The organism is Pseudomonas sp. PKS (genome assembly GCF_051913525.1).
Lineage (GTDB): Bacteria > Pseudomonadota > Gammaproteobacteria > Pseudomonadales > Pseudomonadaceae > Aquipseudomonas > Aquipseudomonas guariconensis_D.
Map to the genome: position 1 here is coordinate 142,985 of NZ_JBEGDO010000004.1, position 18,017 is coordinate 161,001.

At 64.0% G+C, this 18,017-nt stretch carries 17 protein-coding genes and 1 tRNA gene; 10 read left to right on the top strand and 8 right to left on the bottom strand.

The features are described from left to right. Positions 1-2: 2 nt before the first annotated feature. Positions 3-560, bottom strand: a complete 558-nt coding sequence (locus ABOA88_RS06295; RefSeq protein ID WP_043215311.1) for a hypoxanthine-guanine phosphoribosyltransferase — start codon at positions 558-560, stop codon at positions 3-5. A gap of 165 nt (positions 561-725) precedes the next feature. On the opposite strand from ABOA88_RS06295, the gene upp reads away from it, so the two are divergent. After that, positions 726-1,364, top strand: coding sequence for a uracil phosphoribosyltransferase (upp, locus tag ABOA88_RS06300; RefSeq protein ID WP_028691132.1), 639 nt, complete (start codon positions 726-728; stop codon positions 1,362-1,364). A 2-nt stretch (positions 1,365-1,366) separates the two neighbouring features. Beyond that, on the top strand, positions 1,367-2,641 hold the full coding sequence (locus ABOA88_RS06305; RefSeq protein ID WP_043215312.1) for a uracil-xanthine permease family protein: 1,275 nt from the start codon (positions 1,367-1,369) through the stop codon (positions 2,639-2,641). A 73-nt stretch (positions 2,642-2,714) separates the two neighbouring features. On the opposite strand, the gene hemH is transcribed toward ABOA88_RS06305, so the two are convergent. Both hemH and ABOA88_RS06315 read right to left on the bottom strand, forming a co-directional pair. Continuing rightward, complete coding sequence (gene hemH / locus ABOA88_RS06310; RefSeq protein WP_196169722.1) at positions 2,715-3,728, bottom strand: ferrochelatase; 1,014 nt, start codon at positions 3,726-3,728, stop codon at positions 2,715-2,717. A gap of 13 nt (positions 3,729-3,741) precedes the next feature. Further along, complete coding sequence (locus ABOA88_RS06315; protein ID WP_367851360.1) at positions 3,742-4,647, bottom strand: TIGR01777 family oxidoreductase; 906 nt, start codon at positions 4,645-4,647, stop codon at positions 3,742-3,744. Positions 4,648-4,834: 187 nt separating this feature from the next. Here ABOA88_RS06315 and ABOA88_RS06320 point away from each other — a divergent pair, with 187 nt between their 5' ends. The 4 genes from ABOA88_RS06320 to phrB all read left to right on the top strand — a co-directional run bounded on the left by ABOA88_RS06320 (position 4,835) and on the right by phrB (position 9,175). Continuing rightward, positions 4,835-5,821 (top strand): NAD(P)/FAD-dependent oxidoreductase, encoded by a 987-nt coding sequence (locus ABOA88_RS06320; protein WP_367851359.1) that lies wholly within the window; start codon positions 4,835-4,837, stop codon positions 5,819-5,821. Positions 5,822-5,930: 109 nt separating this feature from the next. Then, on the top strand, positions 5,931-6,899 hold the full coding sequence (locus ABOA88_RS06325) for a YbgA family protein (protein WP_367851358.1): 969 nt from the start codon (positions 5,931-5,933) through the stop codon (positions 6,897-6,899). Further along, the gene (locus tag ABOA88_RS06330; protein ID WP_196169726.1) at positions 6,889-7,749 is read left to right on the top strand and encodes a MerR family transcriptional regulator; all 861 of its coding nucleotides are present in this window, start codon (positions 6,889-6,891) and stop codon (positions 7,747-7,749) included. The genes ABOA88_RS06325 and ABOA88_RS06330 overlap by 11 nt, the downstream gene beginning before the upstream one ends. A gap of 10 nt (positions 7,750-7,759) precedes the next feature. After that, complete coding sequence (phrB, locus tag ABOA88_RS06335; RefSeq protein ID WP_367851357.1) at positions 7,760-9,175, top strand: deoxyribodipyrimidine photo-lyase; 1,416 nt, start codon at positions 7,760-7,762, stop codon at positions 9,173-9,175. A gap of 67 nt (positions 9,176-9,242) precedes the next feature. On the opposite strand, the gene murI is transcribed toward phrB, so the two are convergent. The 5 genes from murI to hemA are packed head-to-tail and all read right to left on the bottom strand — an operon-like array spanning position 9,243 to position 13,969. Then, positions 9,243-10,040, bottom strand: coding sequence for a glutamate racemase (gene murI, locus ABOA88_RS06340; RefSeq protein WP_196169728.1), 798 nt, complete (start codon positions 10,038-10,040; stop codon positions 9,243-9,245). Beyond that, positions 10,033-10,788, bottom strand: coding sequence for a molybdopterin-synthase adenylyltransferase MoeB (locus ABOA88_RS06345; protein WP_196169729.1), 756 nt, complete (start codon positions 10,786-10,788; stop codon positions 10,033-10,035). Before ABOA88_RS06345 ends, murI begins: the two co-directional genes overlap by 8 nt. Next, positions 10,782-11,612, bottom strand: a complete 831-nt coding sequence (gene prmC, locus ABOA88_RS06350) for a peptide chain release factor N(5)-glutamine methyltransferase (protein WP_196169730.1) — start codon at positions 11,610-11,612, stop codon at positions 10,782-10,784. The genes ABOA88_RS06345 and prmC overlap by 7 nt, the downstream gene beginning before the upstream one ends. Then, positions 11,613-12,695 carry a peptide chain release factor 1 gene (gene prfA / locus ABOA88_RS06355; protein ID WP_043215331.1) on the bottom strand — a complete coding sequence of 361 codons (1,083 nt, stop codon included), beginning with the start codon at positions 12,693-12,695 and terminating at the stop codon, positions 11,613-11,615. Then, a complete protein-coding gene (hemA, locus tag ABOA88_RS06360) occupies positions 12,692-13,969 on the bottom strand; it encodes a glutamyl-tRNA reductase (RefSeq protein ID WP_196169731.1) in 1,278 nt (425 codons plus the stop codon). The genes prfA and hemA overlap by 4 nt, the downstream gene beginning before the upstream one ends. 699 nt (positions 13,970-14,668) lie before the next feature. Between hemA and ABOA88_RS06365 the strand changes: the two genes are divergently transcribed. The 4 genes from ABOA88_RS06365 to ABOA88_RS06380 all read left to right on the top strand — a co-directional run bounded on the left by ABOA88_RS06365 (position 14,669) and on the right by ABOA88_RS06380 (position 17,975). Next, on the top strand, positions 14,669-16,396 hold the full coding sequence (locus tag ABOA88_RS06365) for a tetratricopeptide repeat protein (RefSeq protein ID WP_367851356.1): 1,728 nt from the start codon (positions 14,669-14,671) through the stop codon (positions 16,394-16,396). A gap of 3 nt (positions 16,397-16,399) precedes the next feature. Continuing rightward, positions 16,400-17,017: a lipoprotein insertase outer membrane protein LolB gene (gene lolB, locus ABOA88_RS06370; RefSeq protein ID WP_196169733.1), complete on the top strand. Its 618-nt coding sequence runs from the start codon at positions 16,400-16,402 to the stop codon at positions 17,015-17,017. 3 nt (positions 17,018-17,020) lie between these two features. Continuing rightward, positions 17,021-17,866, top strand: a complete 846-nt coding sequence (gene ispE, locus ABOA88_RS06375) for a 4-(cytidine 5'-diphospho)-2-C-methyl-D-erythritol kinase (RefSeq protein WP_367851355.1) — start codon at positions 17,021-17,023, stop codon at positions 17,864-17,866. Between the two features lie 34 nt (positions 17,867-17,900). Beyond that, positions 17,901-17,975: transfer RNA gene (locus tag ABOA88_RS06380), tRNA-Gln, on the top strand. Positions 17,976-18,017 lie beyond the last annotated feature (42 nt).

Below are 18,017 nucleotides of genomic sequence, written 5' to 3' on the forward strand. Positions count from 1 at the left end.
GGTCACAGGCCCTTGACTGCGAAGATGCCGTTGGCGTTGCGCCAGTAGCCTTTGTAGTCCATGCCATAGCCGAAGATGTAGCGATCGACGCACGGCAAGCCGGCGTAGTTGGCCTTCAGGTCCGGGCTGGCCTTACGGTCGTGGTCCTTGTCGATCAGCACGGCGGTGTGCACGGAGCGGGCACCGGCATGCTTGCAGAAATCGATGATGGCGCTGAGGGTGTGGCCTTCATCGAGGATGTCGTCGACGATCAGCACGTCGCGGTCGATGAAGGAAATCTCAGGCTTGGCCTTCCAGAACAACTCGCCGCCGCTGGTTTGGTTACGGTAGCGCGTGGCGTGCAGGTAGGAGGCCTCCAGCGGGAACTGCAGGTGAGTCAGCAGCTTGCCGGCGAAGATCAGGCCACCGTTCATGACACAGAAGACCACCGGGTTCTTGTCGTGCAGGTCTTGGCAGATCTGCTTGCCGACCTTGGCGATGGCCGCTTCGACCTCGGCTTCGGTGTACAGGCAGTCAGCCTCGCGCATGACTTGACGGATATGCTCGAGATCGGCGGACATGGCGCTCTCCAGGGGGCTCGGAATTGGAAAAGCGGGCAAAGGTACGCATCCGCCCGCCCCAGATCAAGCATTTATGGACTAACGTCCAGAATGAGCAGACGACATGCCGGACTGAATAGATTAATCTACCGCCGTTTTTTTGCCCGCCTCCCGGAGCCCTCCCCTATGCCTACTCGTGAGATCCGCCACCCGCTGATCCGCCACAAGCTCGGCCTGATGCGCCGCGCCGATATCAGCACCAAGAATTTTCGCGAACTCGCCCAGGAAGTCGGCGCGCTCCTGACCTATGAAGCCACCCAGGACCTGCCGCTGGAGACCTACGAGATCGACGGCTGGTGCGGCAAGGTGCAGGTCGAGAAAATCGCCGGCAAGAAGATCACCGTGGTCCCGATCCTGCGCGCCGGCATCGGCATGCTCGACGGTGTGCTCAGCCTGGTGCCGGGCGCCAAGGTGAGCGCCGTGGGCGTTGCCCGCAACGAAGAAACCCTCGAAGCGCATACCTACCTGGAAAAGCTCGCGCCGGACATCAACCAGCGCCTGGCCCTGATCATCGACCCGATGCTGGCCACCGGCGGCTCGATGGTCGCCACCATCGACCTGCTCAAGAAGGCGGGCTGCAAAGAGATCCGCGCCATGGTCCTGGTCGCCGCACCCGAAGGCATCGCCGTGGTGGAGAAAGCCCACCCTGATGTGCAGATCTACACCGCCTCGATCGACCAGCGCCTGAACGAACACGGCTACATCGTCCCAGGCTTGGGTGATGCCGGCGACAAGATCTTCGGCACCAAGCAGAAGGACGCCTGACCATGCAGGACGGCTTCAACGACCCGCTCTGGCGCCAGGTCGTCTCGGGCGCGCAGATGCTCTTCGTGGCATTCGGCGCGCTGGTACTGATGCCCCTGATCACCGGCCTCGACCCCAACGTGGCGCTGTTCACCGCGGGCATCGGCACCTTGCTGTTCCAGCTGGTCACAGGCCGCCAGGTCCCTGTATTCCTGGCCTCCAGCTTTGCCTTCATCACCCCGATCATCCTCGCCAAGGGCCAGTTCGGTCTGGCCGAGACCATGGGCGGCGTGATGGCAGCGGGCTTCGTGTATACCTTCATGGGCCTGATGGTGAAGATCAAGGGCACCGGTTTCATCGACCGCATGCTACCGCCTGTAGTGATCGGCCCGGTGATCATCTCCATCGGCCTGGCCATGGCGCCGATCGCGGCCAACATGGCCATGGGCAAGGCCGGTGACGGCAGCGTGCTGATGCCGTACAAGACCGCCATGTTGATCTCCATGCCGGCCCTGCTGACCACACTCATCGTGGCCGTGTTCGGCAAGGGAATCTTCCGTCTGGTACCGATCATCGCCGGCGTGCTAGTGGGCTTTGGCCTGTCGTTCGCCTTTGGCGTGGTCGATACCGCCAAGATCGCCTCGGCGCCCTGGCTGGAGCTGCCGAAGTTCACCGCGCCGGCATTCAACTGGCAGGCGATCCTGTTCATCGTTCCGGTGGCCCTGGCTCCGGCGATCGAGCACATCGGCGGCGTCATCGCCGTGGGCAGCGTGACCGGGCGCGATTACCTGAAAAAACCAGGCCTGCACCGCACCCTGCTGGGCGATGGCCTGGCCACCACCGCAGCCGGCCTGTTCGGCGGCCCGCCCAACACCACCTACGCCGAAGTGACCGGCGCGGTGATGCTGACCAAGAACTACAACCCGAAGATCATGACCTGGGCGGCGATCTTTGCCATCACCCTGGCGTTCATCGGCAAGTTCGGCGCACTGTTGCAGAGCATTCCGGTGCCGGTGATGGGAGGCATTCTGTGTCTGCTGTTCGGCTCGATCGCCGCGGTGGGCATGAACACCATGATCCGTCACAAGATCGACCTGGCCGAAGCCCGCAACCTGGTGATCGTCTCGGTGACCCTGGTGTTCGGTATCGGTGGCGTACTGATCGGCAGCGGCGACGGCCCGGATGACTGGGGCCTGAAGGGCATCGCCCTGTGCGCCATCGTGGCCATCGCCCTGAACCTGATCCTGCCGGGCAATGACAGCTGGAAGCACAAGAAACTGGACGATCAGTTGCCCTGACGCCCAGCCTCAGCCTGACCAGGCCTCTTCGCGGGGTTACCCGTGAAGAGGCCTGGACAGGTGACCTGAAAAATCAGGCCTTTTCGCACATCCCTGCCAGCACCTTCACCCACTGCGGGTGATCGTTCAGGCACGGCACCAGCACCAACTCCTTGCCCCCCGCCTCAATGAACTGCTCGCTGCCGCGCTGACCAATCTCCTCCAGCGTCTCGATGCAATCGGCGACGAACGCCGGGCACATCACCAGCAGCTTCTTCACCCCGGCCTTGCCCAGCTCATCCAGACGCGTCTCGGTATAGGGCTCGATCCACTTGGCGCGCCCCAGGCGTGACTGGAACGACACCGACCACTTGCCATCGGCAATCCCCATCTTTTGCGCAAACGCCTTGGCCGTGGCCAGGCATTGACCGCGGTAGCAGATCGCACGGGTCTGGGCATCGGCATCCTTGCAGCAATCGGCGGCCTGGAAGTCATGCTTGCCGGTCGGGTCGAGCTTCTTCAAATGTCGCTCGGGCAAGCCATGGAAGCTCAGCAGCAGGTGATCGTAGCCCTGCTCGAGATAAGGCCTGGCGCTGGCGACCAAGGCATCGATGTAGTCGGGGTGATCATAGAACGGCTGTAGCACGCGCATCTGTAACGGCAGCTGCTGGCTGGCGATGGTCTGCTTGGCCAGCTCCACCACCGTGGTCACGGTGCTGTCGGCGAACTGTGGATATAGCGGCGCCAGGGTGACCTTGCGCACGCCCTTGGCAGCCAGGCGCTCCAACACCTCGGGCAAAGCCGGCTGGCCATAGCGCATGGCGATCTCCACCGGGCCATGGGGCCAATGCTCGGCCATGGCCGCTTGCAAGCGGCGAGTCAGGACCACCAAGGGCGAGCCCTCGTCCCACCAGATCGAGGCGTAGGCGTGGGCCGACTGCTCCGGTCGCTTGATCAGGATCAGCGACACCAGCAGACGACGCACAGGCCACGGCAGGTCGATCACGTAGGGGTCCATGAGGAACTGGTTGAGGTAACGGCGCACGTCGGCCACCGAGGTGGAGGCCGGCGAACCCAGGTTGACCAGTAGCAAGGCGTGATCGGTCATGCAGCATCCTATGTCAGAGGCGGCTGGAGAGATTGTCCAGGGCCGATTGCAGATCGTTGAAACGGAATGTGAAACCTGCCGCCAGCAAGCGGACCGGGCGCGCCCGTTGTCCGCCAAGCAGCAGCGTAGAAAGCTCGCCCAGGCCTGCCCTGAGCAGCAGTCCCGGCATCGGCATGAAGGCAGGCCGATGCAGGGCACGCCCCAGACGCTTGGCGAATTCGCGGTTGCGCACCGGCTCCGGCGCGCAGGCATTATAGGGACCGGTGGTGTCCTTGTGCTGCAAGAGAAAATCAATCAAGCCGACCTGGTCTTCTATATGGACCCAAGGCATCCATTGCCGACCATCCCCCAAAGGCCCGCCCAGCCCCAGCTTGAACGGCAGGCGCAGGCGCGACAAAAAGCCGCCGTCGCTGGCCAGCACCAGCCCGGTTCGCACCAGCACCACGCGAATGCCCAGCCGTTGCGCACGCTGGGCGGTTTCCTCCCAGGCGATGCACAGCTGGCTGGCGAAATCTTCCTTCACCGGAGGCGAGGCCTCGGTCAGTTCCCGCTCGCCACCGTCGCCGTACCAGCCCACCGCGGACCCCGATATCAGCACCTCGGGGCGCTGTTCACGGCTCTCCAGCCACGCCAGCAGCTGCTCGGTGAGGGTGATGCGGCTGGCCCATAGCAGGGTCCGTCGCAAGGCGGTCCAGGGACGGTCGGCGATCGGTGCGCCGGCCAGATTGATCACCGCATCGACCTCGTCGTCCGCGGCCAAATCTTCCAGTCGAGCGATGCCGCGCACACCGGTGCCGCAGATTTTAGGGACCTGCTCGGGGCGACGGCTCCATACGGTCAGGCGATGGCCCTGGCCGCGCCAGTACTGGCACAGGTGCCGGCCGATCAAGCCAGTACCGCCGGTCAGCAATATATGCATGGCTGTGTCCTCGCAAGTTGCGGCCGTGGTCTATTTTTAAGACAAGGCACTTTTTAGACCGGATGCTCTCGGATTAAACATAGGCCAACCTGCCCTATCGAGCGGAATAACCTTATACAAATTTTGTGCATTGTACAGGTTTGCCTGACAGCGTAGTCTGCTTACAGCAAGGTTCGAAGAGGCCATCATGACAGTACCTATTGCCATCATCGGTGCCGGTATCGCCGGCCTTTCCGCCGCCCAGGCCCTGCAAAAAGCCGGGCAGACGGTCCACTTGTTCGACAAGGGCCACGGCAGCGGGGGCCGCATGGCCAGCAAACGCAGCGAAGCGGGCGCACTGGACTTGGGTGCGCAGTACTTCACCGCCCGCGACCGGCGTTTCGTCGAGCAGGTCCATCAATGGGTCGAAGCCGGCTGGGCGCAGCAGTGGAAGCCCCAGCTATACAACTACCGTGACGGCGAACTGACCCCCTCACCCGACGAACAGACGCGCTGGGTCGGCGTGCCGCGCATGAGCGCCATCACCCGCGGCCTGCTCAAGGACGTGACGGTGAACTTTGGCTGCCGCATCGCCGAGGTCTTCCGGGGCAAACAGTACTGGCACCTGCAGGACACCGAAGGGTGCAGCCATGGCCCCTTCAGCCGCGTAGTGATCGCGGTGCCCGCCCCCCAGGCGACACCGCTGCTGGCCGCTACACCCAAGCTCGCCGCCGTGGCCGCAGGCGTACAGATGGAGCCTACCTGGGCCGTCGCCCTAGCCTTCCAGACCGCTCTCGATACGCCCATGCAGGGCTGCTTCGTACAGGACAACCCGCTCGACTGGCTAGCCCGCAACCGCAGCAAGCCCGGACGCGACGAACAACTCGACACCTGGGTGTTGCACGCCACCTCGAATTGGAGCAAGCAACATATCGACCTGCCCAAAGAAGACGTGATCGAGCAGTTGTGGGGCGAGTTCGCGGAGTTGATCGGCTGCATCGTGCCGCCACCGACCTTCGCCCTGGCGCACCGCTGGTTGTATGCCCGTCCGGCCGGCAACCATGAGTGGGGCGCTCTGGCCGATGCCGACCTAGGGTTGTATGCCTGCGGCGACTGGTGCCTGTCCGGACGTGTCGAAGGCGCCTGGCTCAGCGGCCAGGAGGCTGCCAGGCGGCTGCTGGAGCACCTCGATTAAAGAAATACGCAGGGCTGTACAAAAAAAACTGTTTGCATAAGTTTTTTGGTGTGCTGGAATAAACCTGTACAAGACACATATTCGCGTACAGGTTTTCCGGAGGCACGCCATGGACATCACTTCGCCCACCGACAAGCTGCGGATTGGCATCAGTGCCTGCCTGCTCGGCCAATCCGTGCGCTTCAACGCCGGTCACAAGGCCTCTCCCCTGTGCCTTGAGTTACTCGCAGAGCATTTCGAATGGGCTCCGGTATGCCCGGAAGTGGCCATCGGGCTAGGCGTTCCCCGCGCTGCTATCCGCCTGGTTGGCGATCCTGAACACCCTGAAGTCATAGCCCCCCAGCGCCCCGGCACTGACCTGTCCGGCCCGCTGCGTGCCTATGGCGAGCAGATGGCCGAGTCACTCGATAACCTGTGCGGTTATATCTTCATGCAGAAGTCGCCTTCCTGCGGCCTGGAGCGGGTGAAGGTCTATCAGCACGACGGCCAGCTCTCCCGCGTGCCGGGGCAAGGTGCATACGCCAGCGCATTCTGCGCGCGCCGCCCGGATCTGCCGGTGGAAGAGGAAGGCCGCCTGCACGACCCAGTACTGCGGGAAAACTTCATCAACCGCGTCTATGCCTATGCCGACTGGCAGCGCCTGTTGACGCAGGGCCTGGACCGCGGAGCCCTGGTGCGCTTTCACTCGCGCTACAAATACCTGCTCATGGCCAACAACCCCCAGGCCTATCGCGACCTGGGCAGGATGCTCGGCAGCATGCGCCGTGACGACGACCCGCTCGTCATCGGCCCCCGCTACTTCAGCGCGCTGATGCAGGCGCTGCGCCGCCGCGCCAGCCGTGGCACCCATGGCAACGTCTTGCAGCACCTCAGTGGTTACCTGCGAGATGTTCTGGGCCGAGGCGACCGCACCGAACTGCAGCAGCTCATCGGCCAGTACCAGCAAGGCATGGTGCCATTGGTGGTGCCCCTGACCTTGCTCAAGCATCACCTGCGCAAGCACCCCGACCCTTACCTGCTGCAACAGGCCTACCTGCAACCGCACCCCGCGCCCCTGGGCCTGCGCAATGCTCTCTGAAATCCTGCTGCCGATCGGCGAACTGGCACGACGCACGGGCGTCAACCCCATCACCCTGCGGGCCTGGGAGCGGCGCTATGGCTTGCTCAAACCCCAGCGCACCGCCAAAGGCCATCGCCTTTATCCGCCAGAACAGGTCGAGCGGGTGCACGCCATCCTGAGCTGGCTGGAACGCGGCGCATCGGTGGGCCAGGTGCGCGAGCTGCTCGAACGGCCGCCCAGCGTTGCCCCGGTGGGCGACTGGCAATTGCGCGAACAGGCAATGATAGAGGCCATCGCCTCGCTTTCACATCATGCCCTCGACCAGCAATTCAACCAGGCGATGGCACTGTATCCGGCCTTCACCTTGTGCGAGCAATTGCTGCTGCCCCTGCTGGACAGCCTGGAACAACGCTGGCGCAGCTACTTCAACGCCCGGCTCGAGCAAGCGTTCTTCCACACCTGGCTGCGTAGCAAGCTGGGCGCGCGGGTTCAGTACGACAGCCTGTCGCTGCCCGGCCCCGCCGTGCTCATCACAACCTGCGGCGACGGCGCGTTCGATCCGCACCTTTGGCTGTGCGCCTGGTTGCTCGGCAACAGCGCGATCGCAGTCGAGGTGCTCGAGCAAACGCTCACCGGCCACTGCCTGCACCGCGCGGTGCAAGCCTTGCGCCCACGGGCGGTGATTTTCTACCTGGGCACCCGCGTCGACACCCGCTCATTCAAGGCATCGTTGACCGGCATCGACATCCCGCTGCTGGCCGGTGGTGGCACCGTCTTCGCGCACGGCCCGCGCCTGGTCGAAGAGGTCGAGGGCTTGCAGTTGTTCGACACGCCCCTGGCAGCCCTGCGCCTGCTGCAATCACTTTGAGGAAACGCTTTTGCAACTGATCTGGCTGCGCAGCGACCTGCGCGTCGAAGACAACACCGCCCTGAGCGCAGCCTGTGCCCTTGGGCCGACCCTCGCCCTGTGGCTGGCCAGCCCCGGCCAGTGGCTAACCCATGACGATGCCCCCTGCAAGGTCGACTTCTGGCTGCGCAACCTCCGGCCCCTGCGCCAATCACTGGAGCGCCTGAACATCCCCTTGCTGATCCGCCACGTCGACACCTGGCGGCAGGCGCCCCAGGCGGTGCTGGAGGTCTGCCGAGAACATCGGATCGAGGCGGTGCATTGGAACGAAGAGTACGGCGTCAATGAACAACAGCGAGACGCCGCGACCCAGGCTCTGCTCGAGCAGGCGGGCATCCTCACTCATGGCCACCTGGACCAACTGCTGCTACGCCCAGGCTCGGTACTGACCCGAAGTGGGCACTACTTCCAGGTGTTCGGCCAGTTCCGCCGGGCTTGCCTTGAGCACTTGCACCTGAGCCTGCCGAGCCTGGCCCCCCCCGTGAAACGTCAGGCACCGCTGCGCATTGCCAGCGATCCCCTCCCTCAGGCCTTTACCGGTTTCCCGCCCCCACCGCGAAGTGTGCGCGAGCACTGGCCAGCCGGAGAAAACGAAGCCCATCGGCGCCTCACCCGCTTCATCGATGAGACGGTCGAGGATTACCTCCAATTGCGGGACCTGCCCGCCCGGACCGGCACTAGCCAGCTCTCGCCGTATCTGGCCGCCGGCGTGATTTCGCCGCGCCAGTGCCTGCACGCGGCCTTGAGCGGGAACCAGGGCGAATTGGACAGCGGCAGCGTGGGTGTACAAACCTGGATCAACGAGCTGCTGTGGCGGGAGTTCTACAAACACATCCTGGTGGGTTATCCACAGGTCTCTCGACACCGGGCCTTCCGCGCCCACACTGAGGCGCTGCCCTGGCGTGATTCACCCGAAGACCTGGAAGCCTGGAAAACCGGTCGCACCGGCTTTCCGATCATCGATGCCGCCATGCGCCAATTGCTGCACACCGGCTGGATGCACAATCGCCTGCGCATGGTCGTGGCGATGTTCCTGAGCAAGAACCTGCTGATCGACTGGCGCCTGGGCGAGCGTCATTTCATGCGGCACCTGATCGACGGCGACCTGGCCGCCAACAATGGCGGCTGGCAGTGGAGCGCCTCCACCGGGACCGATGCGGTGCCCTATTTCCGTCTGTTCAACCCGGTGAGCCAGTCACGCCGCTTCGACCCGCAGGGGCAGTTCATCCGTCATTGGCTGCCGGAATTACAGGGGCTCGATGACAAAGCCGTCCATGAACCGGGGGCCGGCGGGGATTTATTTTCTGCGCCATACGTGCAGCCGATCGTGGACCTGGGCAGCAGTCGTGAGCGGGTTTTGGCGGCGTTTCAAGGTCTTAAGGATTGAGCCTGCGGCGCGCGGTGCGCCCCATCGCAGGCTAAGCAAGCGCCTACCGGCGCGACCTTGGGCACTGTTACAGCGGAAAAGGCAGAACCCGATCAGCACGGCCCCAGAGCAGCGGCAGCACGTCGCTCAGCGACTGGGGTTCGGCGCTGGTCCAGAACGCGGTATCGCGCGCTTGCCCTTCGGCCAGCAGGTCCCGCGCCGCTAGCAAGCGCTGCAGTTGCCGCGCCACAGCGGCGCCGGTGTCGATGATGGCCACGTCCGCCGGCACCATGCCGGCCAACAGCGGACGCAGGAAGGGGTAGTGGGTGCAGCCAAGGATGATCGTGTCGCAACCTGCGTCCAGCAAAGGCCGCACATAGCCGTGCAACAACTGGCGCAGTTGCGGACTGTCGAGATCCCCTGCCTCGATGCGCTCCACCAGACCAGGACACGGCTGGGTGATGACCTGGACATCGTTGGCGAAACGATCGAGCAAGGCTGCGAACTTGGCGCTCTGCAAGGTGCCGGTGGTGGCCAGCACCCCGACCACGCCAGAGCGCGTCGCCGCAGCGGCCGGCTTGACCGCAGGCTCCATGCCCACCAGCGGCCAATCCGGGTACAGCTCGCGCAGGTCGGCCACTGCCGCCACGGTCGCGGTGTTACAGGCCAGGACCATCGCCTTGGCGCCTTGTGCGTGGAAGAACCCGGCAATGTGGCGCAGGCGCTGGCGGATGTAGTCCGGCGATTTTTCGCCGTACGGCACATGGCCGCTGTCGGCGACATACAGTAGCGATTCGTTGGGCAACAGGCGCTGGATCTCGGCGAGCACCGACAGACCGCCGACCCCGGAATCCATCACGCCCACCGGCGCCGAACGCTCAGCCATGCTGGCTGCCACAGACGGCGCACGCGGGGTCGCGTTTGACCCGCAGCTCGCGCATGCGCGTGCCCAGCGCATCGATCAACAGCAAGCGCCCCACCAGGGGATCGCCGAAGCCAGCTAGCAGCTTCATCGCCTCAAGCGCTTGCAGGCTGCCCACCAAGCCCACCAATGGACCGAGCACACCCGCCTCGCTGCACGTCAGCTCGGCCTCGCTGCCATGCCCATAGAGGCAGTGGTAGCAAGGGCTGTAGTCACGACGGGGGTCGAACACCGACAGCTGCCCTTCCAGACGAATCGCCGCGCCGCTGACCAGCGGCTTGCCCGCGGCGACGCAGGCGGCGTTGACCGCTTCGCGGGTGGAGAAGTTGTCGGAGCAGTCCAGCACTACGTCGACCGCGCCGACGGCCGCGGCCAGCGAATCTTCGTCCAGCGCCTCGCGGTGCGGAACCAGCTTGACCTCGGGGTTGATCGCCTCCAGACGCTTGCACGCCGAGTCGACCTTGCTCATGCCCACGCTGTCGCTGTCATGGATGACCTGGCGTTGCAGGTTGGTCAGGTCGACGGTGTCGAAGTCGGCCAAGTGCAGCTCGCCCACACCGGCCGCGGCCAGGTACAGAGCCACCGGCGAACCAAGCCCCCCGAGCCCTACCACCAGCGCCTTGCTGCGCTTGAGCCGCAACTGGCCGTCGATATCCACCTGGGCCAGCAGGATCTGCCGGCTGTAGCGCAACAGTTCCTGATCACTCAGCATGGCAGTCGTCCCATGGAAATGCGTTCGTGACCGGCCAGGTCGAGTCGGCTGGCCACGTCGATAAAGCCGTGGCGGGTGAGCAGCTCACGCACGGCCGAGGCCTGGTCGTAACCGTGTTCGAGCAGCAGCCAACCACCGGCCGACAGGTGATCCGGCGCCTGGGCGATGATCACTCGCAGGTCATCCAGGCCATCCTGCCCCGCCACCAGGGCACTGCTGGGCTCGAAGCGTACATCGCCTGCGACCAGATGCGGGTCGTCGGCAGCGATGTAAGGGGGGTTGCTCAGGATCAAGTCGAAGCGCTCGCCAGCCACGGCGTCATACCAGTGGCTCAGGTGTACCTGGGCATTGGCCAGGCCAAGGCGATCACGGTTGCGCTCGGCCAGGGCCACGGCTTCGGGCACGCGGTCCAGTGCCGTTACCTGCCAGGCCGGGCACTCGCTGGCCAGGGCCAGGGCAATGGCGCCGGTGCCAGTGCCCAGGTCAAGCACCCGCGCAGGTCGCATGGGCAGCAGCTCCAGCGCCGCTTCTACCAGCAACTCGGTTTCCGGACGTGGGATCAGGGTGTGCGGCGCGACTTCAAGATCGAGCTTCCAAAAACCCTGCTGGCCCAGGATGTAGGCCACCGGCTCACCGGCTCGGCGACGCGCCAGGTAGCCGGCGAACGTCTCGGCGGCCTCGCTGCTGACGATGCGCTCGGGCCAGGTGTGCAGATAACTGCGCGACTTGCCCAGGGCAGCGGCGAGCAACAGCTCGACGTCCAGGCGCTCGGTCGGGGAATCCGGCAACTGCGCGTCGCGCAGCAGGCTGGCGATGATGGTCATTCAATCCCCCAGGGCGGCCAACTGATCGGCCTGGTATTCGGCGAGCAAGGGTTCGATGACCGCATCGACGCCCCCGGCCAGAATGTCATCCAGGGAGTACAGGGTCAGGTTGATGCGATGATCGGTCACCCGGCCCTGTGGATAATTGTAGGTGCGGATACGCTCGGAGCGATCGCCCGAACCCACCAGCAGCTTGCGCTCGGTGGCAATGGCGTTTTGCGCGGCGCTGGTCTGCATGTCATTGAGCTTGGCCGACAGCCAGGACATGGCCCGGGCACGGTTCTTGTGCTGCGACCGCTCCTCCTGGCATTCGACCACGATGCCGGTAGGCAGGTGGGTGATGCGAATCGCCGAGTCGGTCTTGTTGACGTGCTGACCACCGGCGCCCGAGGCGCGGTAGGTATCGATACGCAGGTCGGCCGGGTTGATCTCGATCGCGACCTGTTCGTCCGGCTCCGGCAAGACCGCCACGGTGCAGGCGGAGGTGTGGATACGCCCTTGCGATTCGGTCTCCGGCACGCGCTGCACGCGGTGCGCGCCGGACTCGAACTTGAGCTTGCCGTAGACACTGTCACCTTCGACCCGGGCGATGATCTCCTTGTAGCCGCCGTGCTCACCTTCGTTCTCGGAGAGAATCTCCAGACGCCAGCCACGTTTTTCGGCGTAACGCGAATACATGCGGAACAAGTCGCCCGAGAAGATCGCCGCCTCGTCACCACCGGTACCGGCGCGGATCTCGAGGAATACGTTGCGCCCGTCGTTGGGATCCTTGGGCAGCAACATACGTTGCAACCGGGCCTCCAGGCCGACCAGTTGCTCCTTGGCCTCACGCACTTCCTCGACGGCCATCTCGCGCAGGTCCGGGTCACTGTCCTTGAGCAGCGCCTGGGCGCCGGCCAGATCGTCCTGGACCTTTCGCCACTCCTTATAGGCGTCGATTACTGGCTCGACTTCGGCGTATTCACGCGAATACGCGCGGAAACGGGTCTGGTCGGAAATGACCTCGGCATCGCCCAAGAGCGCGGTGAGTTCTTCGAAGCGGTCCTGGAGCGTGTCCAGTTTATTGAGCAGCGACGCTTTCATTGCGGGGTTTTGTCCGTCGAGCCCTCGTTGAGGGCAAAGAGTTCCTGGGCCATGGCCAGCGCATCGAGGCGGCCTTCGGCGGAGAGCTTTTTCAATTGCACGCTGGGCGCATGCAGCAATTTGTTGGTCAGGCCACGGGCCAGTTGGGCCAGTACCTCTTCGGGATTGCCGCCATTGGCCAGCAGGCGCTGGGCCTTTTGCAGTTCTTCGTCGCGCAGGCGCTCGCTTTGCTGGCGATAGGCCTTGAGCACATCCACCGCGGCCAGCTCGCGCAGGCGCGCCATGAAGTCTTCGGCACCGACCGACACCAGCTCCTCGGCGGCCTGGGCCGCGCCTTGGCGGCTCTTGAGGTTTTCCGCGACGACGTCATGCAGGTCATCGACCGTATAAAGGTAGACGTCATCAAGCTCGCCAACCTGCGCTTCGATGTCCCTTGGCACAGCGATATCGACCATGAAGATCGGCTTGTGCCGACGCTGCTTCAGGGCGCTTTCCACCGCGCCCTTGCCGAGGATCGGCAACTGGCTGGCGGTGGAACTGATGACGATGTCGCTGTTGGCCAGCTCCTGAGGGATGTCCGAGAGCAGCACCGCATGGGCACCGAACTGTTCGGCCAGGATGCTGGCGCGCTCCAGGGTACGGTTGGCCACGACGATACGCCGTACACCCTGCTCATGAAGGTGGCGGGCGACCAGGGTGATGGTCTCGCCAGCGCCGATCAGCAGCGCCTGGCTGCGACCCAGGTCGCTGAAAATCTGCTTGGCCAGGCTGACAGCGGCGAAGGCTACGGAAACCGGGTTCTCGCCGATGGCGGTGTCGGTGCGCACCTGCTTGGCGGCGCTGAACGTGGCCTGGAACAGGCGCCCGAGCAGCGGGCCGATAGTCCCGGCCTCGCGGGCCACGGCGTAGGCCGACTTCATCTGGCCGAGAATCTGTGGCTCGCCCAGCACCAGCGAATCCAGGCCCGAGGCCACGCGCATCATGTGCTTGACCGCATCATGCTCTTCGTGGATATAGGCGCTGGCACGCAGCTCTTCGAGGTTGAGCTGATGATACTCAGCCAGCCACTGCAGCACGGCGTCGGCGGCCAGGTGGTCCTGTTCGATATAGAGTTCACTGCGGTTGCAAGTCGACAGGATCGCCGCCTCACGGCTGGCGGTCAGTCGGCAAAGCTGCTGCAGGGCATCGACCAGCTGCTCTGGCGTAAACGCCACGCGCTCGCGTACGTCTACCGAGGCAGTCTTATGGTTGATACCAAGTGCAAGAAAGGCCATGCAAGGTCGCTGGTTGAGACGAGAAGCCGATAATTGTCCTACTTCGCAGGTTTCAGAACAACCACCGTTCGCTATTGTCGCGATACCCGAGGGCTATCGACGGTGGCGGGCCGTTGCGCCGGCCAGACGCTACGAGCACATACAGTGACTGACAGCCCTCGCTCTCACCCTATCGGCTTTGGCTTTTTGGTGCACGATGGCCCAAACACCGCCGGTGGGCATTTACAGCGTGTGAATATCCGTTCCCTGCGCCGACGCAGACTCACCTTTTCGCACTTACGGCGACCTCCTTTTTGTCTTGGCAAAAAGGAGGCAAAAACCGCTTGCTCCTGCATCCGGCCCCTCCGCTCCGGCGCCTTACTGGGCTTCGCGGCCTCCGACTTGCTTCGCGGCCTCCGACTTGCTGCGCAAGTCTCCATCTCGCAACTTCGGCTGACGCCGAAGGGCGCTGCGCGCCTGCCCCTACAGGCACCTGCACTCGGCCTCCTGAAGTCGCGATTGCCGGCGCCTGAACTAATTTGTGCAATTAAAAGCAAAAGCGGGATTGGGATTTTGGTCCGGTGATTTCGAAAGTCCAGAACAACCCGCTCATAGAATGGTCCGAACAATCCGAAACCTCGCAACCACGACCTTCGCAGGTGGGTTTGCCATCGCGCTTGTGTCATCATGCTCCGACCGCCGGTATCCAAAGCCTTCTTTATGAACAAGTCCTACGCATTGTTGCTTGCCCTCGCCCTGCTCCAGGGCTGCCAAAGCCTGGCCCCGCAGAAGAACGAGGCCGCGTCGCCCGTTGCCGTGGCAGGCAAAGGCGCACCGGAAAAGCCTGTGGTGTACGGCTCGTTCAAGGAGGAAACACTCTATAGCCTGCTGGTGGCGGAACTGGCCGGGCAACGCAACCGTTTCGACATCGCCCTGGCCAACTATGTCGACCAGGCCGAGAAGACCCAGGACCCGGCCGTTTCCGAGCGCGCCTACCGCATCGCCGAATACCTCGGTGCCGACGAGCCTGCGCTGGACACCGCGATGATCTGGGCGCGCAACGATGCGCAGAACCTCGATGCCCAACGCGCCGCCGCCATTCAGCTGGCGCGCGCCGGACGCTACGACGAGTCCATGGCATACATGGAGAAGGTCCTCCAGGGCCAGGGCGACACCCATTTCGACTTCCTCGCGCTGTCCGCAGCCGAAACCGACCAGAACACCCGCGACGGCCTGCTGCAAAGCTTCGACCGTCTGCTGATCAAATATCCGGACAACGGCCAGTTGGTGTTTGGCAAAGCACTGCTGCTGAACCAGGATGGCAAGACCGAGCAAGCCCTCGAACTACTCGAATCGCACCCGCCGCAAAACGGCGAAGTCGCCCCGGTATTGCTGCGCGCCCGCCTGCTGCAGGGCCTGGACCGTGGCTCGGAGGCTTTGCCACTGCTGCGCGGGGCGATTCGCGACAATCCGGACGACAAGCGCCTGCGCCTGACCTACGCCCGCACCCTGGTCGAGCAGGACCGCATGGCAGACGCCAAGGCCGAATTCGAGAGTCTGCTTCAGCAATACCCTGAAGATGACGAACTGCGCTATTCGCTCGCCCTGGTCTGCCTGGAAACCAAGAGCTGGGACGAGGCCGAGGGGTATCTGCAGGAGCTGGTCGAACGCGACAGCAATGTCGACGCCGCACACCTGAACCTGGGCCGCCTGCGCGAAGAGCGCGGCGATCCCGAGGCCGCCCTGCGTGAATACGCCCTGGTAGGCCCTGGCCCCGACTACCTGCCCGCACAATTGCGCCAGGCCGACATCCTCATTGCCAACGGGCGTGCCAGCGAGGCGTCGCGCCTGCTCGGCGAAGCCCGCGAGGCCCAGCCGGACTACGCCATCCAGTTGTACCTGATCGAGGCGGAAAGCTACGGCAACAACGGCAAGGAGGCCCAGGCCGAACAAGTCCTGGCCCAGGCGATCAAGCGCTACCCGGATGACCTCAACCTGCTCTATACCCGCGCCATGCTGGCGGAGAAGCGCGATGACCTGGGGCAAATGGAAAAAGACCTGCGCGCCATCATCCAGCGCGAGCCGGAAAACGCCATGGCCCTGAACGCGCTCGGCTACACCCTTGCCGACCGCACCACCCGCTACGCCGAAGCCAAGGCGCTGATCGAAAAAGCCCACCAGCTCACCCCGGACGACCCAGCCGTGCTCGACAGCCTGGGCTGGGTCAACTACCGCATGGGCAACCTCGACGAAGCCGAACGCCTGCTGCGCCAGGCCTTGGAGCGCTTCCCCGACCACGAAGTGGCAGCCCACTTGGGTGAAGTCCTCTGGGCCAATGGCAAACGCCGCGAAGCCCGCCAGGTCTGGGCCAAGGCCTTCGAGGGCCAACCCGACAGCCAAATCTTGCGCAAGACTCTCCTGCGCCTGACCGGATCAGAGACCCTGTAAACCATGTTCCTGCGTCATTGCATCACCTTTACCCTGATCGCCCTGCTGGCCGGCTGCGCCGGATTCGGTAGCCGTGAATCCTTGCAAGGCCACGGCGACCCACAGTTGTGGCGCGCCCATAAAGAGCAGTTGAGCACCCTCGACGGCTGGCAGATCAACGGCAAGGTCGGCATTCGCGCCCCCCGTGACTCGGGCAGCGGCACCTTGTTCTGGCTGCAACGCCAGGACTACTACGACATCCGCCTGGCCGGCCCCCTGGGTCGCGGGGCGGCACGCCTGACCGGACGCCCCGGCGGCGTGGTGCTGGAAGTGGCCAACCAGGGCCGCTACGAAGCACCAAGCCCCGAGGCGCTGCTCGAAGAACAACTGGGCTGGCAACTGCCGGTCTCGCACCTGGTCTGGTGGGTCCGTGGCCTGCCTGCCCCCGACAGCAAGAGCCAGTTGACCCTGGACGGCGACAGCCGCCTGGCCAGCCTGACCCAGGATGGCTGGCAGGTGCAGTACCTGAGCTACACCCAACAGAACGGCTACTGGCTACCTGAGCGCCTGAAGCTGCACGGCCAGGACCTGGACGTTACCCTGGTGGTCAAGGACTGGCAGCCACGCCAGCTGGGGCATTGATCAATGGCCATGCTCACCCTTCCCGCCCCGGCCAAGCTCAACCTGTGGCTGCATATCATCGGTCGCCGCCCCGACGGTTACCACGAGCTGGAAACCGTCTTCCAGTTTCTCGACCATGCCGACCAGCTGCACTACAGCCTGCGTGACGATGGCCAGATCCACCTGCGCACCGACATCGCCGGCGTGCCCCACGACAGCAATCTGATCGTGAAGGCTGCACGCCAACTGCAACACCAATCGGGCTGCACGCTCGGCGTCGACATCTGGCTGGACAAGATCCTACCCATGGGCGGCGGCATCGGTGGCGGCAGCTCCAACGCCGCAACCACCCTGCTGGCGCTCAATCATCTGTGGCAACTGGGCTGGGACGAAGACCGCCTGGCCGACCTGGGCCTGGGGCTTGGCGCCGATGTGCCGGTGTTCGTCCGCGGCCACGCCGCCTTCGCCCAAGGCGTGGGTGAGCAACTGACCCCGGTGGACCCCGAAGAGCCCTGGTACGTCGTACTGGTGCCGCAAGTGTCTGTCAGCACAGCGGAAATTTTTTCGCATCCAGAGTTGACACGCAATTCCCTCCCCCTTAAGATGCGCCCCGTTCCCGAGGGAAACAGTCGAAATGACTGCCAACCGGTGGTAGAGCAAAGTTATCCAGCAGTTCGCAATGCATTGAATTTGCTGGGCAAATACACTGAAGCTCGTCTAACCGGCACTGGAAGTTGTGTGTTTGGGGCCTTCCCAAGCAAAGCCGAAGCTGATAAAGTTCTGGCCCTTCTTTCAGAGGCCCAAACAGGGTTTGTGGCAAAGGGAAGCAACATTTCGATGTTGCATCGCAAGCTGCAGAGCCTGCTCTAGAAGTCGAGTATTCGGTACTCGCAGCAACAGATACAGGGGCGTCGCCAAGCGGTAAGGCAGCAGGTTTTGATCCTGCCATGCGTTGGTTCGAATCCAGCCGCCCCTGCCATTTTCCTTATACTCATCCAGGTTACCCTCAGCCTTCAGGTAC

Excerpts from the sequence above, each read along its gene's own strand:
- ABOA88_RS06295 (WP_043215311.1), bottom strand. The coding sequence starts at position 560 with ATGTCCGCCGATCTCGAGCATATCCGTCAAGTCATGCGCGAGGCTGAC.
- upp (WP_028691132.1), top strand. The coding sequence starts at position 726 with ATGCCTACTCGTGAGATCCGCCACCCGCTGATCCGCCACAAGCTCGGC.
- ABOA88_RS06305 (WP_043215312.1), top strand. The coding sequence starts at position 1,367 with ATGCAGGACGGCTTCAACGACCCGCTCTGGCGCCAGGTCGTCTCGGGC.
- hemH (WP_196169722.1), bottom strand. The coding sequence starts at position 3,728 with ATGACCGATCACGCCTTGCTACTGGTCAACCTGGGTTCGCCGGCCTCC.
- ABOA88_RS06315 (WP_367851360.1), bottom strand. The coding sequence starts at position 4,647 with ATGCATATATTGCTGACCGGCGGTACTGGCTTGATCGGCCGGCACCTG.
- ABOA88_RS06320 (WP_367851359.1), top strand. The coding sequence starts at position 4,835 with ATGACAGTACCTATTGCCATCATCGGTGCCGGTATCGCCGGCCTTTCC.
- ABOA88_RS06325 (WP_367851358.1), top strand. The coding sequence starts at position 5,931 with ATGGACATCACTTCGCCCACCGACAAGCTGCGGATTGGCATCAGTGCC.
- ABOA88_RS06330 (WP_196169726.1), top strand. The coding sequence starts at position 6,889 with ATGCTCTCTGAAATCCTGCTGCCGATCGGCGAACTGGCACGACGCACG.
- murI (WP_196169728.1), bottom strand. The coding sequence starts at position 10,040 with ATGGCTGAGCGTTCGGCGCCGGTGGGCGTGATGGATTCCGGGGTCGGC.
- ABOA88_RS06345 (WP_196169729.1), bottom strand. The coding sequence starts at position 10,788 with ATGCTGAGTGATCAGGAACTGTTGCGCTACAGCCGGCAGATCCTGCTG.
- prmC (WP_196169730.1), bottom strand. The coding sequence starts at position 11,612 with ATGACCATCATCGCCAGCCTGCTGCGCGACGCGCAGTTGCCGGATTCC.
- prfA (WP_043215331.1), bottom strand. The coding sequence starts at position 12,695 with ATGAAAGCGTCGCTGCTCAATAAACTGGACACGCTCCAGGACCGCTTC.
- hemA (WP_196169731.1), bottom strand. The coding sequence starts at position 13,969 with ATGGCCTTTCTTGCACTTGGTATCAACCATAAGACTGCCTCGGTAGAC.
- ABOA88_RS06365 (WP_367851356.1), top strand. The coding sequence starts at position 14,669 with ATGAACAAGTCCTACGCATTGTTGCTTGCCCTCGCCCTGCTCCAGGGC.
- lolB (WP_196169733.1), top strand. The coding sequence starts at position 16,400 with ATGTTCCTGCGTCATTGCATCACCTTTACCCTGATCGCCCTGCTGGCC.
- ispE (WP_367851355.1), top strand. The coding sequence starts at position 17,021 with ATGGCCATGCTCACCCTTCCCGCCCCGGCCAAGCTCAACCTGTGGCTG.